Raw genomic sequence first — 18565 nt, 5'->3', positions numbered from 1 at the left:
AGGAATTAGCTTTTCGTTATTAAGTTACATGTCAATTAATTGATCGCCATCACTTAAAAAACGTTTGCTTGGGTGGAAAAATCAGGCACTGATCACGAAAAACCCGTTGTCAGTTCCAATTGGAGAATGTGTGGTAAATTGACTGTGAATTAAGCAATCAGACGGTTTTGGCGAACCGTTTTACTACAACAATATTCATCAGAACATCAAACGGGGAACACATATGATATCACCAGATGCAAAGATCAAGATACAAAATTTTGGTCGTTTTCTGTCTAACATGGTCATGCCCAACATAGGCGCATTCATCGCTTGGGGCTTTATTACCGCACTTTTCATTCCTACCGGATGGCTACCCAATGAGACCTTAGCGTCCATGGTTGGCCCTATGATTACCTACTTACTGCCACTGCTGATCGGTTACACTGGCGGTAAACTGGTCGGTGGCGATCGCGGCGCTGTCGTCGGTGCCATCACCACCATGGGTGTCATCGTCGGTACCGATATCCCCATGTTTATGGGGGCAATGATGGTTGGCCCACTTGGCGGCTGGGCAATCAAAACCTTTGATAAAAAAGTCGAAGGAAAAATCAAAAGCGGCTTTGAGATGTTGGTCAACAACTTCTCCGCTGGCATCATCGGCATGCTTTGTGCCATGTTGGCTTTCTTCCTGATTGGCCCATTTGTCAAAATCCTTTCTGGCGGTTTGGCGGCAGGGGTAAACTTCCTAGTTTCAGCACACCTGCTCCCTCTTACCTCCATTTTTGTTGAACCTGCGAAAATTCTCTTCCTGAACAACGCAATCAACCACGGTATTTTCTCACCGCTGGGCATTCAGCAAGCCTCTGAAATGGGTCAATCGATCTTCTTCTTGATTGAAGCAAACCCTGGCCCAGGTCTTGGCATTCTGTTGGCTTACATGGTGTTTGGTAAAGGCACCGCGCGTCAAACCGCAGGCGGCGCATCCATCATCCACTTCTTCGGTGGTATTCATGAGATCTACTTCCCATACATTCTGATGAATCCACGTTTGATCCTCGCAGCAATCGCAGGTGGTATGACTGGCGTATTCGTCCTTACCGTATTTGATGCAGGCATCGTCTCTCCAGCTTCTCCGGGTTCTATTTTCGCAGTGCTGCTGATGACACAAAAAGCGTCTATCGTCGGTGTTCTTGCGTCTATCGCTTCAGCGGCAACGGTTTCTTTCGCGGTGGCTTCACTGCTGATGAAAACCCAGACCTCAAGCGAAGAAGAAGGTGATGAAGCGGCGTTGGCCAAAGCAACCTCACAAATGAAAAACATGAAGTCGGCGTCAAAAGGCGCAGTGAGTGCAAGCAATCAGAGCAAGGGCAACGTTGATCTGACCAAAGTACAAAGCATCATCGTCGCTTGTGATGCGGGCATGGGCTCAAGCGCGATGGGCGCGAGTATGCTACGCAAGAAAGTACAAGAGGCAGGGCTGGCAATCCACGTCACTAACCTTGCTATCAACAGCCTAACCGAGAGTGCCGATATCGTGATTACTCATAAAGATCTCACTGACCGTGCACGCAAGCACGCACCAAACGCCTACCACATCTCACTGGTGAATTTCCTTGATGGCGAGATGTACAACCAACTGGTGACCAAACTGCTCGCTGCGCAAAAGCCGTCGGCGGCAAACGATGAGAATGCGGTGAAAGTGTCATTGGTGGCGGCCAACGACGACAATTACAACCCGCAGCAACCTTCGGTTTTTCAAATCCAACGTGAAAACATCCACCTCGGATTAAAAGCAACCAACAAAGAAGAAGCGATCCGTTTTGCGGGGAACAAGTTGGTTGAGTTGGGTTACGCCGAGCCAGAATACGTTGATGCGATGTTTGCACGCGAAGCACTGGTGCCCACTTATCTGGGCGAATCGATTGCCGTACCGCACGGTACGGTGGAAGCGAAAGATCGCGTAAAGAAAACCGGGATCGTGATCTGCCAATACCCAGCTGGCATCCAGTTTACCGATGATGCCGACGACGTGGCTAAGTTAGTGATTGGCATCGCGGCGAAAAACGATGAACACATTCAGGTGATTACCACCATTACCAACGCACTTGACGAGCCAGAAGCAATTGAAAGGCTGACCAGCACGCAAGATGTTGAAGAAATCCTCAACATCTTGAGCGGTCAACAAGCCGCGTAAGCCTCTGAGTCAACCTTTTTGCTCCTGAGCAAACCGAGGTCAGCTGTCACCCCCTATGCGGTTGACCTCATCTTCGTCTCGTTCATTGATTTAATTTTGGTAGGTAAGAATATGAAAAATGCAGTTCATTTTGGCGCAGGTAACATTGGTCGTGGTTTTATTGGCAAACTGCTCGCCGATGCCGATGTGGCGGTCACCTTTGCCGACGTCAACGCTCCCTTGGTCGATCAACTCAGCCACAAACAGCAGTACAAAGTGAAAGTGGTCGGCAGTGAGTGCCAAATCGACACTGTGACGCATGTTACTGCGGTCAACTCCGCCAGTGACGATGTGATTGAGCAGATTGTAAAAACCGATTTGGTCACTACCGCAGTGGGGCCAAACGTGCTCGATATCATCGCTAAGACGATTGCCAAAGGCATCGCACAACGGTTTGCCGCTGGCAACCAAGCACCGCTGAACATCATTGCGTGTGAAAACATGGTTCGCGGCACCACACACTTGAAAGGCGAAGTGTATAAACATTTAAATCCCGAACTTCACTCTCAAGCCGACGAGCTGATTGGCTTTGTCGATTCAGCGGTTGACCGCATCGTGCCGCCCGCTGAAGCAGCCAACGATGACCCACTGGAAGTCACCGTGGAGAGTTTTAGCGAATGGATTGTCGATGAGCAGCAGTTTAAAGGCGAGATCCCTGATATTGCCGGTATGGAGAAAACCAACAATCTGATGGCGTTTGTCGAGCGCAAACTGTTCACTCTCAACACCGGTCATTGCATCACCGCGTACTTAGGTTGCTTAAAAGGCCACCGTACCATCCGTGAAGCGATTGAGGATGAAGAAATCTACGCAGACGTCAAACAGGCGATGCAAGAGAGTGGTGAAGTGCTGATCCGCCGTTATGGCTTTGATCGCGAGATGCACAATGCTTACATCGAGAAAATTCTTGGCCGCTTTGCCAACCCATATTTGGTGGATGAAGTGGATCGCGTTGGGCGTCAGCCAATCCGCAAGCTTGGCGAAAATGATAGATTAATCAAACCACTACTGGGTACAATTGAGTACGGCACCGACAACCAAACCCTGCTGAAAGGGATTGCCGCTGCGCTCAAATACCAAAATGAGACCGACCCGCAAGCACAAGAATTGCAAAACGCGCTGCGAGAGCTTGGGGTGAAAAAGACCTTAAGTCACTACACGGGTCTCGCTGAAGAGAGTGCGGAAGTGGCGCAAATCGAAGCCATTTTCCTACAACTTTAATCTGTTCGGGGAGCTTAGCTCCCCGCTACTATAATAACGATATATTGACCTAGCATATGGCAGAGAACCTAAACGAAACCGAGATAATAGAACGCTTGAATAATGCCGCTTCGGTCAGAGGTTTTTTTGTTGAAACCGTAGATATTTTTACTGAAGCCATTGATGGTCTTATCCAACGTATTTTCCGCAAAGACAACTTCGCCGTTCAGTCGGTGGTTGGCCCGTTACTTCATGATTCAGGACCGCTTGGCGATCTCTCCGTGCGCCTCAAGCTACTATTTGGCCTTGGGGTGCTAGGCGATCACTGCTATCACGACATCGAAGACATTATTAAGCTCAAACATAAACTTAACAGCGACGGTACCGATTACGAATTCACCGATCCATACATTTTAGAAGCGATCCAGAAGCTGCATTTAGTGAAAAGCATGGGAATGGTGCAACTGCGCGTTGATGAACCCGATGACGACATTGATCTTGGCTTTTATCAATTACAGCTGCAACGTCGGCAACAAGTGATCCGCTCCGGTCTCTCTTTGGCCATCGTTGAAATCTGCAATGAATTGGGCAAGGACAGCCCATTCTAACATCTCTGTTTTACTCAACCCTCTCTCAATAGCCACTCGCGGTCCCAGCGCCGCCCAGCCTTTGTACGAATCCTTATTTGTGGCTCAAACACTCAGGCATAAAAAAACCGAGGCCAGAGCCTCGTGTGAGAGAGGAATAAAGTTTCATACTAAGAATTTTCTAAAGCCGCATTGTGCAATGAGGTTGCGGTTTTAGTAAAAAAATAAAGTATCATACTAGATAGAAAGAAATGGCTCTACTTCGTAAAAATCGAAGTATTAAAGTATCATACTAATAATCTAACCATCCCATAAACCATCCTGCCCATTTATCAATATCAGCAGGGTCGATACAACCTTTGTGTTTACAAGGAGGATGAGAGATTCCCTTGAAGTTACCATCTCCACAAATTAGAGAGATATAATCGCGCGGCCAAGCAAGCGACTTCTTGAGCAGTCGAACTTCTAACTCAGCGATCTGCTCAAGCAACGCTACATTATCTTTTAACTTTAATACCATGGTCGATATCGAATTCTTCGCATCAGAGGTATCAACTTCAACAAAATGATACACCTGCCCATGATAAGTAACTTTGACGACAGCCATACACCTCGGATTAGCATCATCCGCCATCATGTGTTTGGTACATCGTGCCAATTTAGGCAATTTTCTCAGCGGATGGCGGTACGTTTGACATCCGTAATTAGATTCCAAACGATCAATCACCTGAAAGAAAGTCTCAAATTTACTTGCATACAGATGAACGTCATCACTTTCGTCATTCAAAACGTCATAATCAGCACCGGCAATTGTACCTGTAGCATTATCACCATTTGGAGATAACTTATTGGGAAGTTGTTCATTGGAATCACTATCATCGGGCTTTCCGCGATTAGCCTTCCGAGTTTTATCAGTTACTCGATTAGTCTTGAATGGCTTACGAAATGACAAGCCAACTGATTCTGTATCTAAAACAACACGTTTTTTATCGGGGTCAGCCTCTTCCTTATCATCAAGTTCGTGCTCTTCCGGACGTTTAGGCCGACCTGAATTAGCTCCGCCACCTTGACCTGTTACCTGCCTTTTGAAATCAGGGTGATAAAAATCTAGCTCATCAGGCATACTCGATGGCAAACCTTCCACCCTTCTAATTTCCCATATAAAAAAGCTGTTACTGTTCCAATCATGCCACCCTGACACTTCTAGTTTTGTTCTATTTAAGCAAGGAGGTGTAAAAGAGAAATCCCAAAATTTATACTGTCCATTGGATGTATACTCTCTCATCATTGTCTGGTGAATACTTTCAAATGAAGTTCGAGCCTCAGGGTCCATCAATGCTATACGGATCAAGCGAGCTGTTCCGCTCATCCCACCAAGAGAAGGAGCAGCCTTCTGGGAACAAGGGCATCCTCGTAACTTAGCGGTAGGTTGTCAGAAGCTCTACGGCTCCAACAAGAAATGGAAAAAGCGGTATGGCTATCATAAGCGCTCGCTATCAGAGACAGCAATGTATCGGGTGAAACAGTTGTTAGGTGGAAAATTAAGCCTGAGAAACTACAACGCTCAGGTTGGCGAGACTTACGCCATGATCAAAGCACTGAACAAACTTACAGGGCTTGGTATGCCTGAAACTCCGTATATTGTATAAAAGTCGCTCAACTTTAGGAGGTTTGGTTTCTCGTCTGAATTACGCATCAAAGCCCACTAAACCCTAAGATAACATTTGCTGGTGATAATCAACCGACACGATCTCAATTAGAAAAAATGCACCACATGGCTCATGAGAATTGTTTTATCGCCAATTCGGTTAAAACTGAAGTGACGACGCTTATTGCAGATTAAATGAAGCTCTTTGTCAAAGCGCAGTGTATCGCCGAATAGTGTTAAGCCAGCAGTCCGGCTGCTGGCTACTGTGAACTAAACGATGCCTTGCTCGATCATCGCATCAGCGACTCTTCTAAAGCCGGCAATGTTTGCGCCTAAAACTAAATTACCAGGTTGACCAAACTCTCGACTGGTTTCGTTTGCATTAATAAAGATGTTTTTCATGATGGTCTGCAACTGGCTATCGACTTGCTCGAAGGTCCAGTTTTGCATGCTGGCATTTTGTGCCATTTCAAGCTGACTGGTTGCAACGCCGCCTGCATTGGCTGCTTTCGCTGGCCCATAAGCCATTTCGGAATCCACGATGATATTGACCGCATCACGAGTGGTTGGCATGTTTGCGCCTTCACTAATCAAAACACACCCATTATCGATAAGAGCAAGAGCATCGTTTGACGTCAGTTCATTTTGGGTCGCGCAAGGGAATGCGGCGTCAGCTTGATATCGCCATACAGCATGCCCTTCATTAGGATAGTCACCCAACGGCGTATACTCTGCTTCAGGGTAAGTGTCTAAATACTCTTCTAAACTTGCTCTTTTCACTTCTTTTAGTTGCTTGAGGAGCTGCAGATCAATACCGTGTTCATGATAAATCGTGCCTCTAGAATCGCTGCATGTTACTGGGGTTGCTCCCATGTGGTATAGCTTTTCAATTGCATAGATAGCGACGTTACCTGCGCCAGAAACGAGGCAAGTTTTGCCTTTTAGTGAATCATTACGGTCATTGAGCATGCATTCCGCAAAATATACGGTTCCGTATCCCGTTGCTTCTTTTCTAACAAGTGAGCCCCCCCAAAGAAGGCTCTTGCCTGTAAATACTCCTTCGTAGCGGCCCGTCAATCGTTTATATTGACCAAACATATAACCAATTTCACGCGCACCGACGCCGATATCGCCAGCAGGAACATCGGTAACGGGACCAATGTGGCGGTATAACTCGTTCATAAATGATTGGCAAAATCGCATGATTTCACCGTCAGATTTTCCTTTAGGATCGAAATTTGAACCGCCTTTTCCGCCACCAATTGGAAGGCCAGTAAGCGCGTTTTTAAAAATCTGTTCAAAACCGAGGAACTTTATGATGCTCGCGTTCACTGAATGATGGAACCTCAGTCCGCCTTTGTATGGACCTAACGCGGAGTTAAACTCGACGCGGTAGCCTTTGTTTACTTGCACATTCCCTGCGTCATCGACCCAAGGAACTCGAAACATGATTTGACGTTCTGGTTCTACGATTCTTTGGATAATCGCTTGTTCTTTATATTTATTATTGCTTTCTATGACTGGAGCGAGAGAAGTTAATACTTCTTCTACGGCTTGGTAAAACTCTTTTTGAGCCGGGCTACTGTGTTGTAACGCAACAATAGTATCGTGTATGTGTGACATAGTCCTCTTCCTTGATATGAATAAGTAATCAGTTTATATGAATTCATTACCATTAAATAGTGATTTTGACCAATTCTCAATGGCTATACCTATTCAACTTGAAGATGCAGGTTTCAATATCTGAAAATTATCCGTAATTCTGGATACGAGTGAGCCTGCAACTTTTGGTAATGTCGCATGGCGTTGTTGAACAAATCAGGTGAAGGACATATCTTGCCTACGTTCTATCAGCATTAGTTTCGAACTGGCATACCTAGTCCTATTACTTTGTTCATGGCTTTGACATTGGCAAGCGCTTCACCTACTTGAGCATTATAATTCCTTAAGCTCAATTGGCCACTCGTTAGCCCTTTGTATCGTGACATTGCCGTTTCAGATAGAGAAGGGTCGTGATAACCAGAGTTAATTTTCCATTGAGCCAACGTATCACTTTTTAACGCTTTTACTGCTTCGTTTCTTGGGTGTCCATCATCCCAGAAGCTAGCATTTTTACGTGGCGGTATTAACGGAGTAATGCCTTTTCTTTGTAACACGTTATGGCAACCCTTCGTATCGTATGCACCATCGCCAGAGACTGAATCTATTTTTCTTCGTAATGGATTAAGCAGCGTCGGAAGCACTTCACTATCACCGACATTAACCAAGCTCACTTCAGCACTGATGACTTCATGCGTATCTACATCTACAGCAAGATGCCGTTTACGCCATGTTCTGCGCTTTTCGTTTCCGTGTTTTTTGACCTTCCACTCTCCCTCTCCAAAGACTTTAAGACCTGTAGAGTCAATGGCGATATGACGAATGCAGCCTTTAGACTTGTTACGATACCGTACTTGAACTGTCTTTGACCGTTTGCTGATACACGTGTAATCAGGTGAAGTGAGAGGAACATCCATCAGCGTAAAAATGGAGTCGATGAAGCCTTGAAGCGCACGAAGAGGAAGAGAGAAAATACCTTTTATCATAAGGGCGGTTTCGATAGCTGTATCCGAATATTGAAAACCTCTACCTCGCTTCCCGTGATGCTTTGTACATTTCCAAGCTTCGATGGCAGAGTCATCAATCCAAAAAGTCACGCTACCACGTTGACATAATACACGGTTGTACTCACTCCAGTTTGCGATTTTAGCTTTTGGCTTGCTCATTTCTTTGCTCGTTCAATCATTGATATGGGATCAGATCCCTACGAACTAAAAAGGTTCAATTCGATTTGAGCAACAACGCCGTAAGGTGGTGTGCTTCAATGTCTTTGGCGAGTAACTTAGACACAGGCTTGGTCTTAAAAAAGTCCGAGAACATGTGCAATGTTCTGCTATGAAAGCCAAGTCCATTGGTCGCGGTAGGAATAGCGGTCACCCGCTACCCCCCGCACAGATCCGTACGTGCGCTACTAACGCATACGGCTCCTACCTTGGGTCTAACGTCAAATCGCTGCTCAGGATAAGGGTGGACAATTCTTGCTTTGGGGATCCAGTAATCAACTAATTTCCTAAAACGTGACCATGTCATTTTATGACGCTGGCTACGCCTTCGCAGTTGCTTTAGCCATGCATTAGTGATCTCTGTAATAAACAGATTTAGGGAGCTACCATTCATTGGGACACCATAATAGTTGATGTGCCCTCGAATAATCTGATTCAGCCACTTTCCAACCTTCCACGGCGGTAAGTGAAGCCTTTTCTTTAGCTCCTGTCTGACCCATTTTATCTTACTGATAAGTCGCTTTTTGATTGTCTTCCGCTTGATCATTATGGCCTTTTGGCTCTTAGTCAGGTCACAGTAATGTGTGAATCCAAGGAAATCAAAGGTTCCTGGTCTTTGAACTTTCCCTCTTTTAAAGTCTTCAAAAGCGAATCGTCCAAAATGTATCAACTTGGTTTTGTCCGGATGAACGGATAAGCCAAATTGAGAGAGGCGTCTTTTCAACCCCTCTAAACACGCATTTGCATCATTTTTATGCTGAAAACCGATAACAGCATCGTCAGCGTACCTAACCATGATGACATCGCCAGTTGCACTTCGATGCCGTTCTCGGTTCAGCCAAAGATCAAAAGTATAATGAAGATAAACATTTGCCAACAATGGTGAGATCACCGATCCTTGAGGAGTCCCGAGGAGCGATTTAACTCGCTGGTTATGTTCATCAACGTACCCTACTTTTAACCATTTGGTAATAATTTTGAGCAATGGTTTATCTGCGACTCTGTGCTCTAAGAACTGGATCAACCAATCATGTTCTACAGTATCAAAGAACTTGGTTATATCTAAATCAAGCACCCAGTTTATCTTTCTCCGGTTGAGAGCAACATACAGTGCATCAAGAGCTTGATGCTGATTCCGCTCTGGTCGAAAACCATATGAAAAGCCCATAAAGTCGCTCTCATAGATCGATTCTAGAACTTTACTGACTGCTTGTTGAACAATTTTGTCCCTAATGCATAGGATATTCAGCGGTCGCTGACTACCGTCTTGTTTAGGGATATAAATTCTTCTGGCAGGTTTTGGCTTATATCGTCCTGATTGAATATCTTCACATAGCTGCTTGATGAGCTGTTTTGAGAATAATTGATATTTATCCCATGTTACCCCATCGATCCCTGCGGCAGAATCACGCTTGAGAGTGTAAAAGCACTCCATGAGCAATTCTTCCGTTATAAGATGAAGAAGGTTGTTAAACTTCAGTGTCTTATTTTGAGCTGCGAGTTTGCGTATGGCCACCAACTTTGACATCACGGGGATCCAGCTCTGTGTCTGGCCGTGGTTAGACTGTTGACCATTCCCCTTGGTCAGGATACTTCCCTCCGCAGACTCCGCGTCTGTTTTACGAGTTTTGTTCGTCTGTTTCATCAGTACTATTATCCTGTCCGACTTCCTATACCATATTTATCTTGCCTGAGAGGGTTCAATAATTATGCCCGGTTGATACTTACCGGGACTGTATAGGATCTCCTAGGTTCCGGCGTATAAATTTCTCTGTATGCATAAGGTCTCCGACCCCGGGAAGTGTGCCCAAGAACTCACCAAATTACGCTCTTGTCACTATTGGATTCTGCTTCGCTTAACAACATCTCCACTTCCAAACTGAATTTCGTGGCTCAATACTTAGCCTACAGATGCCTCTACTAACACTTCACTAATGCAGTTACCCACACTCAGCGCATAGCTCGAGGACCCAGCGGATGGTTAGTCCTTACTGAGATGGGACTTCCACCCATTATTTATTCGCCAGCTTTGCCTAGCGTTCTAAGCGCATCATAAACCCCGCATTCTAATCGTCTAGCCCGAATAATAAGATCAAACCTCCAACCCAAAGGAGATTTGAAATGGCCAAACGACGCACTAACCAAGAATGGCGAACCCTGTTCGAACACTATGAATCCAGCCAGTTATCACAACGATTATTCTGTGAACGTAACGGACTGAGTCTCTCCACTTTTTACGCTAAGCGCCAACAGTTAAAGCACTGCGAAAAACCGAACACGGTTGGCTTTGTTAAAACAGAAGTCGTTGAAAAGACCACAAAGTATCAAGCCACTCACGTTGCCGTTGCCAATATGACCCTGCTCGTCAATGATGTTGAACTGAGCATCCCACAAGGCACGCCAGCGACCTATCTCGCAGAGCTTATCGGTGCGCTGTCATGAAACGTATGCTCAGTGCTCCCGAAATCTATCTCTATCGCGAAAGCGTCGATTTTAGAAAGTCCATCAACGGCCTCGCGGCGATTATCGAAAGTGACACCGACTTACCCTTGGGCAGTGGTGCGCTGTTCCTATTCACCAACAAACAGCGCGATAAAGTCAAAGTGTTGTACTGGGATAAAACAGGCTTCGCTCTTTGGTACAAGCGCCTCGAAAAAGCCAAGTACAAGTGGCCTTCCAAAGAGCAAAATGAGGTGTTTACCCTAACTCAATTCGAGCTTGATAGACTGCTTTCTGGCTTCACGATTATCGGCCATAAACCCATTGAAATAAACGATTTTACAATGACTTAAGCGATAATAAACTCTTATCCACCAAGCGTTAACGTCATGATTTTAGTATAATCAACGCCATGAAAAAGACGCTAAATATCAACCCAGAAAGCCAAGATGTTGCCGAGCTACAAGCGATGGTGAAAGTGCTGATGTCGGAGAAAAATGAGTGGCAACAAGAGCGTCAATCCCTACTTGAACAGCTTAAACTTGCCTTCGACCGCCAGTTCGCTAAACGCTCGGAGGCATTAAGGCCTTACGATGAATCCCAAGGTGACCTCTTCAACGAAGCGGAATGTGAAGCCGCTAAGGAAGAAGAGGTTGACGTTGTCACAACGACCACCACAAAGAAGAAACGCGGTAAACGTCAGCCCCTGCCAAAGAGCTTGCCTCGTGAGGTTATCGAACTTGATTTAGACGACGATGAAAAGCAGTGCACTTGCTGCCAACATCACCTGCATAAAATCGGTGAAGACCGTAGCGAGAAACTTGAGTTCACGCCAGCGGTACTCAAAGTGTTGGAATATGTTCGTCCTAAATATGCTTGCCGCCAATGCGAGCAAACTCAGGACAACAGCCGCATCGTTCAAAAGCCAGCGCCGCAAAGTATTATCCCTAAAAGCTTCGCTACAGAAAGCTTGTTGGCCAATATCATCCTCGGCAAATACCAATACGCGATGCCACTTTATCGACAAGAGTCGTTGTTTACCCAGTCGGGTATCGAACTCTCGCGCACCACCATGGCAAGGTGGATTATCCAAGTCAGTGAGAAGTTCGCTCCACTTTATGCGGCCTTGAAAGCGCACCTACTTGAGCAAATGGTGATTCAGGCGGATGAAACGCCGCTCAATGTCCTCAAAGAAGATAAACAGTGTTACATGTGGCTCTACTGCTCGGGCGCGGACTCGCCAGATGCCGCACTGCCCAATGTAAAAAATATCGTCTTGTATGACTATCAAAACAGTCGCGCGAGGTCGTGCCCTGTTGCCTTCTTGGGCGACTATGATGGGTATCTGCAAACCGATGGCTATGGTGTTTATGATGGGCTTCATCGAGTCACCAATGTCGGTTGCTTTGCGCATGCTCGGCGCAAGTTCATGGACGCGAAAAAGCTTCAAGGCAAAGGTAAGTCAGGCAAAGCGGATAAAGCGCTGGCCAAAATCCAGAAACTCTATGGGATAGAATCCCGCTTAAAAGGTGCCAGTGCCGAAAAACGGAAAGCAGAGCGCCAAGAGCATGCTAAGCCGATACTGGATGAGCTTTATGAATGGATGACAACTCAGAAAGTGCTTGAGTCTAGCCCGCTGGGTAAAGCGATAAAATACACGCTCGGTCAGTGGCCGAAGCTCATTCGCTATATCGATGACGGTCACTTATCGATAGACAATAACCGTGCTGAACGCGCAATAAAACCGCTGGTTATTGGGAGAAAGAACTGGCTCTTCTCGACCAATCCCAATGGAGCGGAAGCGAGCGCGATGCTTTACAGTATCGTCGAGACAGCGAAAGCCAGCGGCCTTATCCTTTACGACTACATGGTCAAGTGCATGCAGGAGTTAGCGAAAGCGGAACCTGATATCGATGCACTCCTGCCTTGGAACTTCAAACACTAACAATATCGCCCCGTGGGATCATGGGGCGGATACGATATTTCTCACATTAGGGAGGGCGGCATCTGGCGAGTCCGCGCCCGAGCAGTAGAGCCACATGTAACACTGTTTATCTTCTTTGAGGACATTGAGCGGCGTTTCATCCGCCTGAATCACCACTTGCTCAAGTAGGTGCGCTTTCAAGGCCGCATAAAGCGGGGCGAACTTTTCACTGACTTGGATAATCCACCTTGCCATAGTGGTTCGTGATAGCTCGATACCCGACTGGGTAAACAACGACTCTTGTCGATAAAGTGGCATCGCGTATTGGTATTTGCCGAGGATGATATTGGCCAACAAGCTTTCTGTGGCGAAGCTCTTAGGGATAATACTTTGCGGCGCTGGCTTTTGAACAATGCGGCTGTTGTCCTGAGTTTGCTCGCATTGGCGGCAAGCATATTTAGGACGAACATATTCCAACACTTTGAGTACCGCTGGCGTGAACTCAAGCTTTTCACTGCGGTCTTCACCGATTTTATGCAGGTTATGTTGGCAGCAAGCGCACTGCTTTTCATTGTCGTCTAAATCGAGTTCGATAACCTCACGAGGCAAGCTCTTTGGCAGGGGCTGACGTTTACCGCGTTTCTTCTTTGTGGTGGTCGTTGTGACAACGTCAACCTCTTCTTCCTTAGCGGCTTCACATTCCGCTTCGTTGAAGAGGTCACCTTGGGATTCATCGTAAGGCCTTAATGCCTCTGAGCGTTTAGCGAACTGGCGGTCGAAGGCAAGTTTAAGCTGTTCAAGCAGCGACTGGCGCTCTTGTTTCAATTGGATTTCTGACGCCAACAGTGCTTTCACCATCGCTTGTAGCTCGGCAACATCTTGGCTTTCTGGGTTGATATTTGGCGTCTTTTTCATGGCATTGATGATACTAAAATCATGCCGTTAATGCTTGGTGGATAAGACTTTATTATCGCTTAAGTCATTGTAAAATCGTTTATTATGACGGGTTTGTGGCCGATAATCGTGAAGCCAGAAAGCAGTCTATCAAGCTCGAATTGAGTTAGGGTAAATACCTCGTTTTTCTCTTTTGATGGCCACTTGTACTTCGCTTTTTCAAGACGTTTGTACCAAAGAGCGAAGCCTGTTTTATCCCAGTACAACACTTTGATTTTGTCGCGCTGTTTGTTGGTGAACAGGAACAGTGCGCCGCTGCCCAAGGGCAAGTCGGTGTCATTTTCGATAATCGCAGCGAGGCCGTTGATGGACTTTCTAAAATCGACGCTTTCACGATACAAGTAAATCTTTGGAGCGCTGAGCATGCGTTTCATGATAACGCACCGATAAGCTCTGCGAGATAGGCCGCTGGCGTGCCTTGCGGAATGCTCAGTTCAACACTGTTTACAAGTAGTGTCATGTTGGCAACGACAACGTGAGTGGCTTGATACTTTGTCGTCTTTTCAACGACTTCTGCTTTAACAAAGCCAACCGTGTTCGGTTTTTCGCAGTGCTTTAACTGTTGGCGCTTAGCGTAAAAAGTGGAGAGGCTCAGTCCGTTACGTTCACAGAATAATCGTTGTGATAACTGGCTGGATTCATAGTGTTCGAACAGGGTTCGCCATTCTTGGTTAGTGCGTCGTTTGGCCATTTCAAATCTCCTTTGGGTTGGAGGTTTGATCTTATTATTCGGGCTAGACGATTAGAATGCGGGGTTTATGATGCGCTTACAATGTACTGACTCATAAACGAAATGACAGTTTTGACTACATGTCATGACTTGATCGATTAGTGTGCCTTCATCTAGTAAGATTTTGGGGCGATTGCAAGCCGTGAAACAGTTCAGGACAAGACACTCAGTTACATATAAGTTGTTTACTCCACAGAACCAATATCTACTTAAAGTAATTCGTTTTGCCAATTCCCAGAGTTTTCATTTTTGATCGAAGCGTATTCGGATTAATTGCCAGCAGTTGTGCCGCCCCAAATGGACCTTCAACTCGACCATGACAATGAACTAACGCTTTAGTAATGTGCAGCTTTAACGCTTCATTTAAAGTCAGAAAAACGCCATTTGTACGTATTGGTTCTCTTACCTGATTAGCAACCTTACCATTATTGTCTATAGATGCCTGAGGAAGAACGAGCGATTCTTCTATCGCCAAAAATGCACCTTGACCCAGTATTGCCGCTCTTTCAATGATGACCTGAAGCTCCCGCACGTTACCAGGCCACTCGTATTTTTTCAGGTAACTAATTTGTGACTCTGTGGGTAAGGCCAACGGAAGGCCTAGTTTATTGGATGCTTTCTGAGCAAAGTACTCTGCTAAATCAGCAATGTCTTCTATTCTGTCTCGCAACGCTGGTAAACGAATAGGAAAAACATTAATTCGAAACCAAAGATCTTCACGAAAGATACCGTCTTTAACTGACTCTTCCAGATTTCGGTGCGTTGCTGCAACGATACGGACATTCACATCGATCTCTTGTTCTCCACCAACACGCGTTAGAGTCCCTTCTTGAAGCACCCTAAGCAAACGAACCTGTGCCGCTAGGCTCAATTCTCCAATTTCGTCTAAAAAAAGGGTTCCACCGTTCGCTCTTTCAAACCAACCTTTTTTTTGCGATGAGGCCCCAGTAAAGCTCCCTTTTTCATGGCCAAAAAGCTCTGAATCAATCAGCTCCGACGGAATAGCACCACAGTTTACACGAATGAAACTATTGTTAGCTCTTGAGGAGTGTTGATGAATATAACGCGCTATAAGTTCCTTTCCCGAGCCTGTTTCGCCAAGAATTAATGCAGTTGAGTCCGTTTGTGCGACCAATTCAACTTCACGTATCGCACGTTTTAAACCTTTGTTGTATCCAATAATCATGGTAACCATTCCATCGATTTCAGAGATTATCAGCGAGATTAAATGGAATAAATGTTATTTATAAATGATTTTTAATTACTAAATCGAATAAAAAGTTATATTAAAGATTGAAAACAATACAAATAGTCATTATTTATCAGTAACTTACTGGAGGGTGATTATCTAGCAGGAGAAAATGGCACAAGATCTGATTGGGGACAGCTACATCTCAAAGACAATATGGAAATGAACTATGAAAGGTAACATTCTCATCGTCCCTGGCTACAAAGGCAGCCCGAGAGGCCACTGGCAAACTTGGATTGAAAAACAATATCCTAATGCGCAGCGTCTCAAGGCCATTGACTATCACCAACCCGCACTTTTCAATTGGTCTGCACACATCAGCGAGTATCTTGCTCAGCAAACACACCCTGTGACCATTGTTGCTCACAGTTTTGGTTGCCTTGCTGCTGCACTGGCAATAAAACAGCATAGACACATGGTGAATGCGGCTTTACTTGTTGCGCCAGCCTCTCCCTTTCGCTTCACGGAAGATGGACATATCAATGATTTTCCAACTTCCCCAACCATTTCAACCGCTCTACCAGATAAGCCGCTAGGAATTACTGGACTCATCGTTGCTTCCCAGAATGATCCGTGGATGGATTATAAGGACGCACACGAGTTGTCATTAAAGTGGGGAATGTTGTTTCACAACGCTGGATATGCCGGGCATATTAATATTGAGTCTGGACATGGCCCCTATCCCAAAGTAAAGATGCTCCTTGATAGCCTCATTGACATCACACAACCATAAAGATGAATATCGTCCATTTATTCAATGAAAAACCACTGTATTTAGTGGTTTTTTTGTTATAAAAATGAAATTTAATATAACAAATAAAAATTAACAATTTAAATCAATAAGTTAAAAACTGGCATTCTTTTTGTAATTGAGATAAGGACTCAATACTCAATCCAAAAGGAATCGTTATGAAAAAAATAGTGGGAATAACTTTGATCGCCGCATTGGCAGGCTTTAGCGGGCAATTGTGGGCAGAGACCAAGACCTTACTCAATGTCTCCTATGATCCAACGCGAGAGTTTTACCGTGAGTTTAATGAAAGTTTCAGCCAAGACTACAAAGAAAAAACGGGAATTGATGTTCAGATCCGTCAATCACATGGAGGATCAGGTAAACAAGCTCGAGCGGTGATTGATGGCCTAAAAGCAGATGTTCTAACGCTGGCTCTAGCCTACGATATTGATGCTGTACAAGCTCGTACGCAACTGTTCAATGCCGATTGGCAAAACCAGCTCCCTCATGCTAGCGCACCTTATACTTCGACTATCGTCTTTCTGGTACGCAAAGGCAACCCCAAAAATATTCGAGACTGGGGAGACTTGATCAAGCCCGGCGTTGAAGTCATTACTCCTAACCCCAAGACCTCCGGTGGTGCACGTTGGAACTACTTGGCCGCATGGGCTTATGCGGCTAAACAGTATCATGGGGATGAAACAAAAATCCGCCAATTTGTCAGAGATTTGTACAGGCATGTTCCGGTTCTTGACTCAGGCGCGCGAGGCTCAACAAACACCTTTGTTCGTAATGGTATTGGTGATGTTCTGCTCGCATGGGAAAACGAAGCTTTGCTGACCACAGAGAAGCTACAAGGTGCCAGTGAATTTGAAATCGTCGTACCGTCTATCAGTATCCTAGCCCAACCTCCTGTTACTGTCGTTGACAAAAATGCACAGCAACATGGTGTAGCCAAAGAAGCTCAAGCTTATCTTGAATACCTTTACAGCCCTGAAGCACAAAGATTAGCAGCGAAACATTTCTACCGTCCAGTAAGCCCTCAATATGCAGAGAAAAGTGACCTGGCTCGCTTTCCCGATGTCCATCTGATCACGATTGATGACGAATTTGGTGGTTGGCAACAAGCACAACAAACGCATTTCAATGACGGTGGTGTGTTTGATGAAATTTACCAACCGGGTCAAAAATAAATGAGAGGATTCAAACAATATTCAGTGATCCCCGGACTCTCATTGAGTCTGGGTTACACCCTGTTTTATCTCGGGTTGATCGTTTTACTCCCGATGGCGGCACTCGTGGGTAAAACCATGACTCTCAGTTGGTCACAATTTTGGGCGGTCGTGACACATCCGCAAGTCGTTGCCTCTTATCAGCTCACCTTTGGTGCTGCTTTTGTGGCTGCATTGATCAATTTGATCTTTGGCTCTTTAGTCGCATGGGTGCTAGTACGTTACTCTTTTCGTGGCAAACGAATTGTTGACGCGTTGATTGATCTTCCATTTGCTTTACCGACAGCGGTAGCGGGCATTGCATTAGTCGCAATTTACGGCCCAAACGGCCCTATTGGCGGTCCTTTATTGCAAGCCGGAATCAAAGTGGCTTATACCCCGTTGGGGATCACACTAGCGCTGATATTTATCGGTTTTCCGTTTGTCGTCAGAACGGTGCAGCCGATTTTGGAAGATTTTGAGCAAGAGCTGGAGGAGGCTGCTGCTGCTTTGGGAGCGAGCCGTTGGTATACCATCCGCCGTGTGATTATTCCGCATCTCCTGCCGTCACTTCTGACAGGTTTTGCCTTAGCGTTTGCTCGCGGTGTGGGCGAGTACGGTTCAGTGATTTTTATCGCGGGTAACTTACCGTTTGTTTCTGAAATTACCCCGCTACTGATTGTCACCAAACTAGAGCAGTTCGACTATCCTGGCGCGACAGCCATCGCTTGTGCCATGTTGGCTTTTTCTCTGATCATGCTTTTTGTGATTAACACTTTACAAGGCTGGCTGGAGCTGCGTGAGAAAAAACATCAAGGAGTAATGGCATGAACCAAAGCACGACTCAAGGTCT

At 45.6% G+C, this 18565-nt stretch carries 16 protein-coding genes and 4 pseudogenes; 11 read left to right on the top strand and 9 right to left on the bottom strand.

Features of this window, described 5'->3' with window-relative positions; genetic code table 11:
* Positions 1 to 223 precede the first annotated feature (223 nt).
* From EA26_RS02825 to EA26_RS02815, 3 genes are all read left to right on the top strand, one after another.
* On the top strand, positions 224 to 2176 hold the full coding sequence (locus EA26_RS02825; protein WP_039423682.1) for a PTS mannitol transporter subunit IICBA: 1953 nt from the start codon (positions 224 to 226) through the stop codon (positions 2174 to 2176).
* Between the two features lie 111 nt (positions 2177 to 2287).
* Complete coding sequence (locus EA26_RS02820; RefSeq protein WP_039423681.1) at positions 2288 to 3436, top strand: mannitol-1-phosphate 5-dehydrogenase; 1149 nt, start codon at positions 2288 to 2290, stop codon at positions 3434 to 3436.
* A 56-nt stretch (positions 3437 to 3492) separates the two neighbouring features.
* Entirely contained in the window at positions 3493 to 4023 is a 531-nt protein-coding gene (locus tag EA26_RS02815; RefSeq protein WP_039423679.1) for an MltR family transcriptional regulator, read from the top strand.
* A gap of 271 nt (positions 4024 to 4294) precedes the next feature.
* Here the strand turns inward: EA26_RS02815 and EA26_RS02810 are convergent, their stop codons facing one another.
* On the bottom strand, positions 4295 to 5125 hold the full coding sequence (locus EA26_RS02810; RefSeq protein ID WP_226978292.1) for a Tn7-like element transposition protein TnsE: 831 nt from the start codon (positions 5123 to 5125) through the stop codon (positions 4295 to 4297).
* Positions 5126 to 5336: 211 nt separating this feature from the next.
* Between EA26_RS02810 and EA26_RS20205 the strand changes: the two are divergent.
* Positions 5337 to 5651 (top strand): annotated as a pseudogene (locus EA26_RS20205) (IS5/IS1182 family transposase); the annotation flags it as partial.
* A 56-nt stretch (positions 5652 to 5707) separates the two neighbouring features.
* Positions 5708 to 5845: pseudogene (locus tag EA26_RS22140) on the top strand (OsmC family protein); the annotation flags it as partial.
* 75 nt (positions 5846 to 5920) lie between these two features.
* Here EA26_RS22140 and gdhA read toward each other — a convergent pair.
* The 4 genes and pseudogenes from gdhA to ltrA all read right to left on the bottom strand — a co-directional run bounded on the left by gdhA (position 5921) and on the right by ltrA (position 10117).
* The gene (gdhA, locus tag EA26_RS02805; RefSeq protein ID WP_039423677.1) at positions 5921 to 7273 is read right to left on the bottom strand and encodes an NADP-specific glutamate dehydrogenase; all 1353 of its coding nucleotides are present in this window, start codon (positions 7271 to 7273) and stop codon (positions 5921 to 5923) included.
* 233 nt (positions 7274 to 7506) lie between these two features.
* Entirely contained in the window at positions 7507 to 8415 is a 909-nt protein-coding gene (locus EA26_RS02800) for an IS5 family transposase (RefSeq protein ID WP_039423675.1), read from the bottom strand.
* Positions 8416 to 8494: 79 nt separating this feature from the next.
* A pseudogene (locus EA26_RS22560) lies at positions 8495 to 8602 on the bottom strand (DUF4277 domain-containing protein); the annotation flags it as partial.
* A gap of 27 nt (positions 8603 to 8629) precedes the next feature.
* Positions 8630 to 10117, bottom strand: coding sequence for a group II intron reverse transcriptase/maturase (gene ltrA, locus EA26_RS02795; protein ID WP_052079615.1), 1488 nt, complete (start codon positions 10115 to 10117; stop codon positions 8630 to 8632).
* A gap of 476 nt (positions 10118 to 10593) precedes the next feature.
* Here ltrA and tnpA (EA26_RS02790) point away from each other — a divergent pair, with 476 nt between their 5' ends.
* The 3 genes from tnpA (EA26_RS02790) to tnpC (EA26_RS02780) are packed head-to-tail and all read left to right on the top strand — an operon-like array spanning position 10594 to position 12856.
* Positions 10594 to 10914, top strand: coding sequence for an IS66 family insertion sequence element accessory protein TnpA (gene tnpA / locus EA26_RS02790; RefSeq protein WP_039423672.1), 321 nt, complete (start codon positions 10594 to 10596; stop codon positions 10912 to 10914).
* Complete coding sequence (gene tnpB, locus EA26_RS02785) at positions 10911 to 11264, top strand: IS66 family insertion sequence element accessory protein TnpB (RefSeq protein WP_039423669.1); 354 nt, start codon at positions 10911 to 10913, stop codon at positions 11262 to 11264. Before tnpA (EA26_RS02790) ends, tnpB (EA26_RS02785) begins: the two co-directional genes overlap by 4 nt.
* A gap of 59 nt (positions 11265 to 11323) precedes the next feature.
* The gene (gene tnpC, locus EA26_RS02780) at positions 11324 to 12856 is read left to right on the top strand and encodes an IS66 family transposase (RefSeq protein WP_039423663.1); all 1533 of its coding nucleotides are present in this window, start codon (positions 11324 to 11326) and stop codon (positions 12854 to 12856) included.
* Between the two features lie 30 nt (positions 12857 to 12886).
* Here tnpC (EA26_RS02780) and tnpC (EA26_RS02775) read toward each other — a convergent pair.
* The 4 genes and pseudogenes from tnpC (EA26_RS02775) to EA26_RS02760 form a co-directional block, all read right to left on the bottom strand.
* Positions 12887 to 13750 (bottom strand): annotated as a pseudogene (tnpC, locus tag EA26_RS02775) (IS66 family transposase); the annotation flags it as partial.
* A gap of 59 nt (positions 13751 to 13809) precedes the next feature.
* Positions 13810 to 14163, bottom strand: a complete 354-nt coding sequence (tnpB, locus tag EA26_RS02770) for an IS66 family insertion sequence element accessory protein TnpB (protein ID WP_039423660.1) — start codon at positions 14161 to 14163, stop codon at positions 13810 to 13812.
* Positions 14160 to 14480: an IS66 family insertion sequence element accessory protein TnpA gene (tnpA, locus tag EA26_RS02765; protein ID WP_039423657.1), complete on the bottom strand. Its 321-nt coding sequence runs from the start codon at positions 14478 to 14480 to the stop codon at positions 14160 to 14162. Before tnpA (EA26_RS02765) ends, tnpB (EA26_RS02770) begins: the two co-directional genes overlap by 4 nt.
* A 244-nt stretch (positions 14481 to 14724) precedes the next feature.
* Positions 14725 to 15705 carry a sigma-54 interaction domain-containing protein gene (locus tag EA26_RS02760; RefSeq protein ID WP_052079613.1) on the bottom strand — a complete coding sequence of 327 codons (981 nt, stop codon included), beginning with the start codon at positions 15703 to 15705 and terminating at the stop codon, positions 14725 to 14727.
* Between the two features lie 232 nt (positions 15706 to 15937).
* On the opposite strand from EA26_RS02760, the gene EA26_RS02755 reads away from it, so the two are divergent.
* From EA26_RS02755 to cysT, 3 genes are all read left to right on the top strand, one after another.
* Positions 15938 to 16501, top strand: a complete 564-nt coding sequence (locus EA26_RS02755) for an RBBP9/YdeN family alpha/beta hydrolase (protein ID WP_052079611.1) — start codon at positions 15938 to 15940, stop codon at positions 16499 to 16501.
* A gap of 176 nt (positions 16502 to 16677) precedes the next feature.
* Entirely contained in the window at positions 16678 to 17694 is a 1017-nt protein-coding gene (locus tag EA26_RS02750) for a sulfate ABC transporter substrate-binding protein (RefSeq protein WP_039423655.1), read from the top strand.
* Positions 17695 to 18543, top strand: coding sequence for a sulfate ABC transporter permease subunit CysT (gene cysT / locus EA26_RS02745; RefSeq protein ID WP_039423654.1), 849 nt, complete (start codon positions 17695 to 17697; stop codon positions 18541 to 18543). It begins immediately after the preceding gene.
* Positions 18544 to 18565: the final 22 nt, after the last annotated feature.

Source organism: Vibrio navarrensis (assembly GCF_000764325.1).
In the GTDB taxonomy this organism is placed as follows: Bacteria; Pseudomonadota; Gammaproteobacteria; order Enterobacterales; family Vibrionaceae; genus Vibrio; species Vibrio navarrensis.
The sequence above is the reverse complement of the archived record's forward strand: the minus strand, read 5'-3'. Positions and strand labels throughout refer to the sequence as shown.

What these genes read in the sequence shown, in the direction of transcription:
- EA26_RS02815 (WP_039423679.1), top strand. Translation starts at nt 3,493, where the DNA reads ATGGCAGAGAACCTAAACGAAACCGAGATAATAGAACGCTTGAATAAT.
- tnpC (WP_039423663.1), top strand. Translation starts at nt 11,324, where the DNA reads ATGAAAAAGACGCTAAATATCAACCCAGAAAGCCAAGATGTTGCCGAG.
- EA26_RS02760 (WP_052079613.1), bottom strand. Translation starts at nt 15,705, where the DNA reads ATGATTATTGGATACAACAAAGGTTTAAAACGTGCGATACGTGAAGTT.
- EA26_RS02825 (WP_039423682.1), top strand. Translation starts at nt 224, where the DNA reads ATGATATCACCAGATGCAAAGATCAAGATACAAAATTTTGGTCGTTTT.
- cysT (WP_039423654.1), top strand. Translation starts at nt 17,695, where the DNA reads ATGAGAGGATTCAAACAATATTCAGTGATCCCCGGACTCTCATTGAGT.
- gdhA (WP_039423677.1), bottom strand. Translation starts at nt 7,273, where the DNA reads ATGTCACACATACACGATACTATTGTTGCGTTACAACACAGTAGCCCG.
- tnpA (WP_039423672.1), top strand. Translation starts at nt 10,594, where the DNA reads ATGGCCAAACGACGCACTAACCAAGAATGGCGAACCCTGTTCGAACAC.
- EA26_RS02755 (WP_052079611.1), top strand. Translation starts at nt 15,938, where the DNA reads ATGAAAGGTAACATTCTCATCGTCCCTGGCTACAAAGGCAGCCCGAGA.
- tnpB (WP_039423660.1), bottom strand. Translation starts at nt 14,163, where the DNA reads ATGAAACGCATGCTCAGCGCTCCAAAGATTTACTTGTATCGTGAAAGC.
- EA26_RS02750 (WP_039423655.1), top strand. Translation starts at nt 16,678, where the DNA reads ATGAAAAAAATAGTGGGAATAACTTTGATCGCCGCATTGGCAGGCTTT.
- ltrA (WP_052079615.1), bottom strand. Translation starts at nt 10,117, where the DNA reads ATGAAACAGACGAACAAAACTCGTAAAACAGACGCGGAGTCTGCGGAG.
- EA26_RS02800 (WP_039423675.1), bottom strand. Translation starts at nt 8,415, where the DNA reads ATGAGCAAGCCAAAAGCTAAAATCGCAAACTGGAGTGAGTACAACCGT.
- tnpB (WP_039423669.1), top strand. Translation starts at nt 10,911, where the DNA reads ATGAAACGTATGCTCAGTGCTCCCGAAATCTATCTCTATCGCGAAAGC.
- EA26_RS02820 (WP_039423681.1), top strand. Translation starts at nt 2,288, where the DNA reads ATGAAAAATGCAGTTCATTTTGGCGCAGGTAACATTGGTCGTGGTTTT.
- EA26_RS02810 (WP_226978292.1), bottom strand. Translation starts at nt 5,125, where the DNA reads ATGCCTGATGAGCTAGATTTTTATCACCCTGATTTCAAAAGGCAGGTA.
- tnpA (WP_039423657.1), bottom strand. Translation starts at nt 14,480, where the DNA reads ATGGCCAAACGACGCACTAACCAAGAATGGCGAACCCTGTTCGAACAC.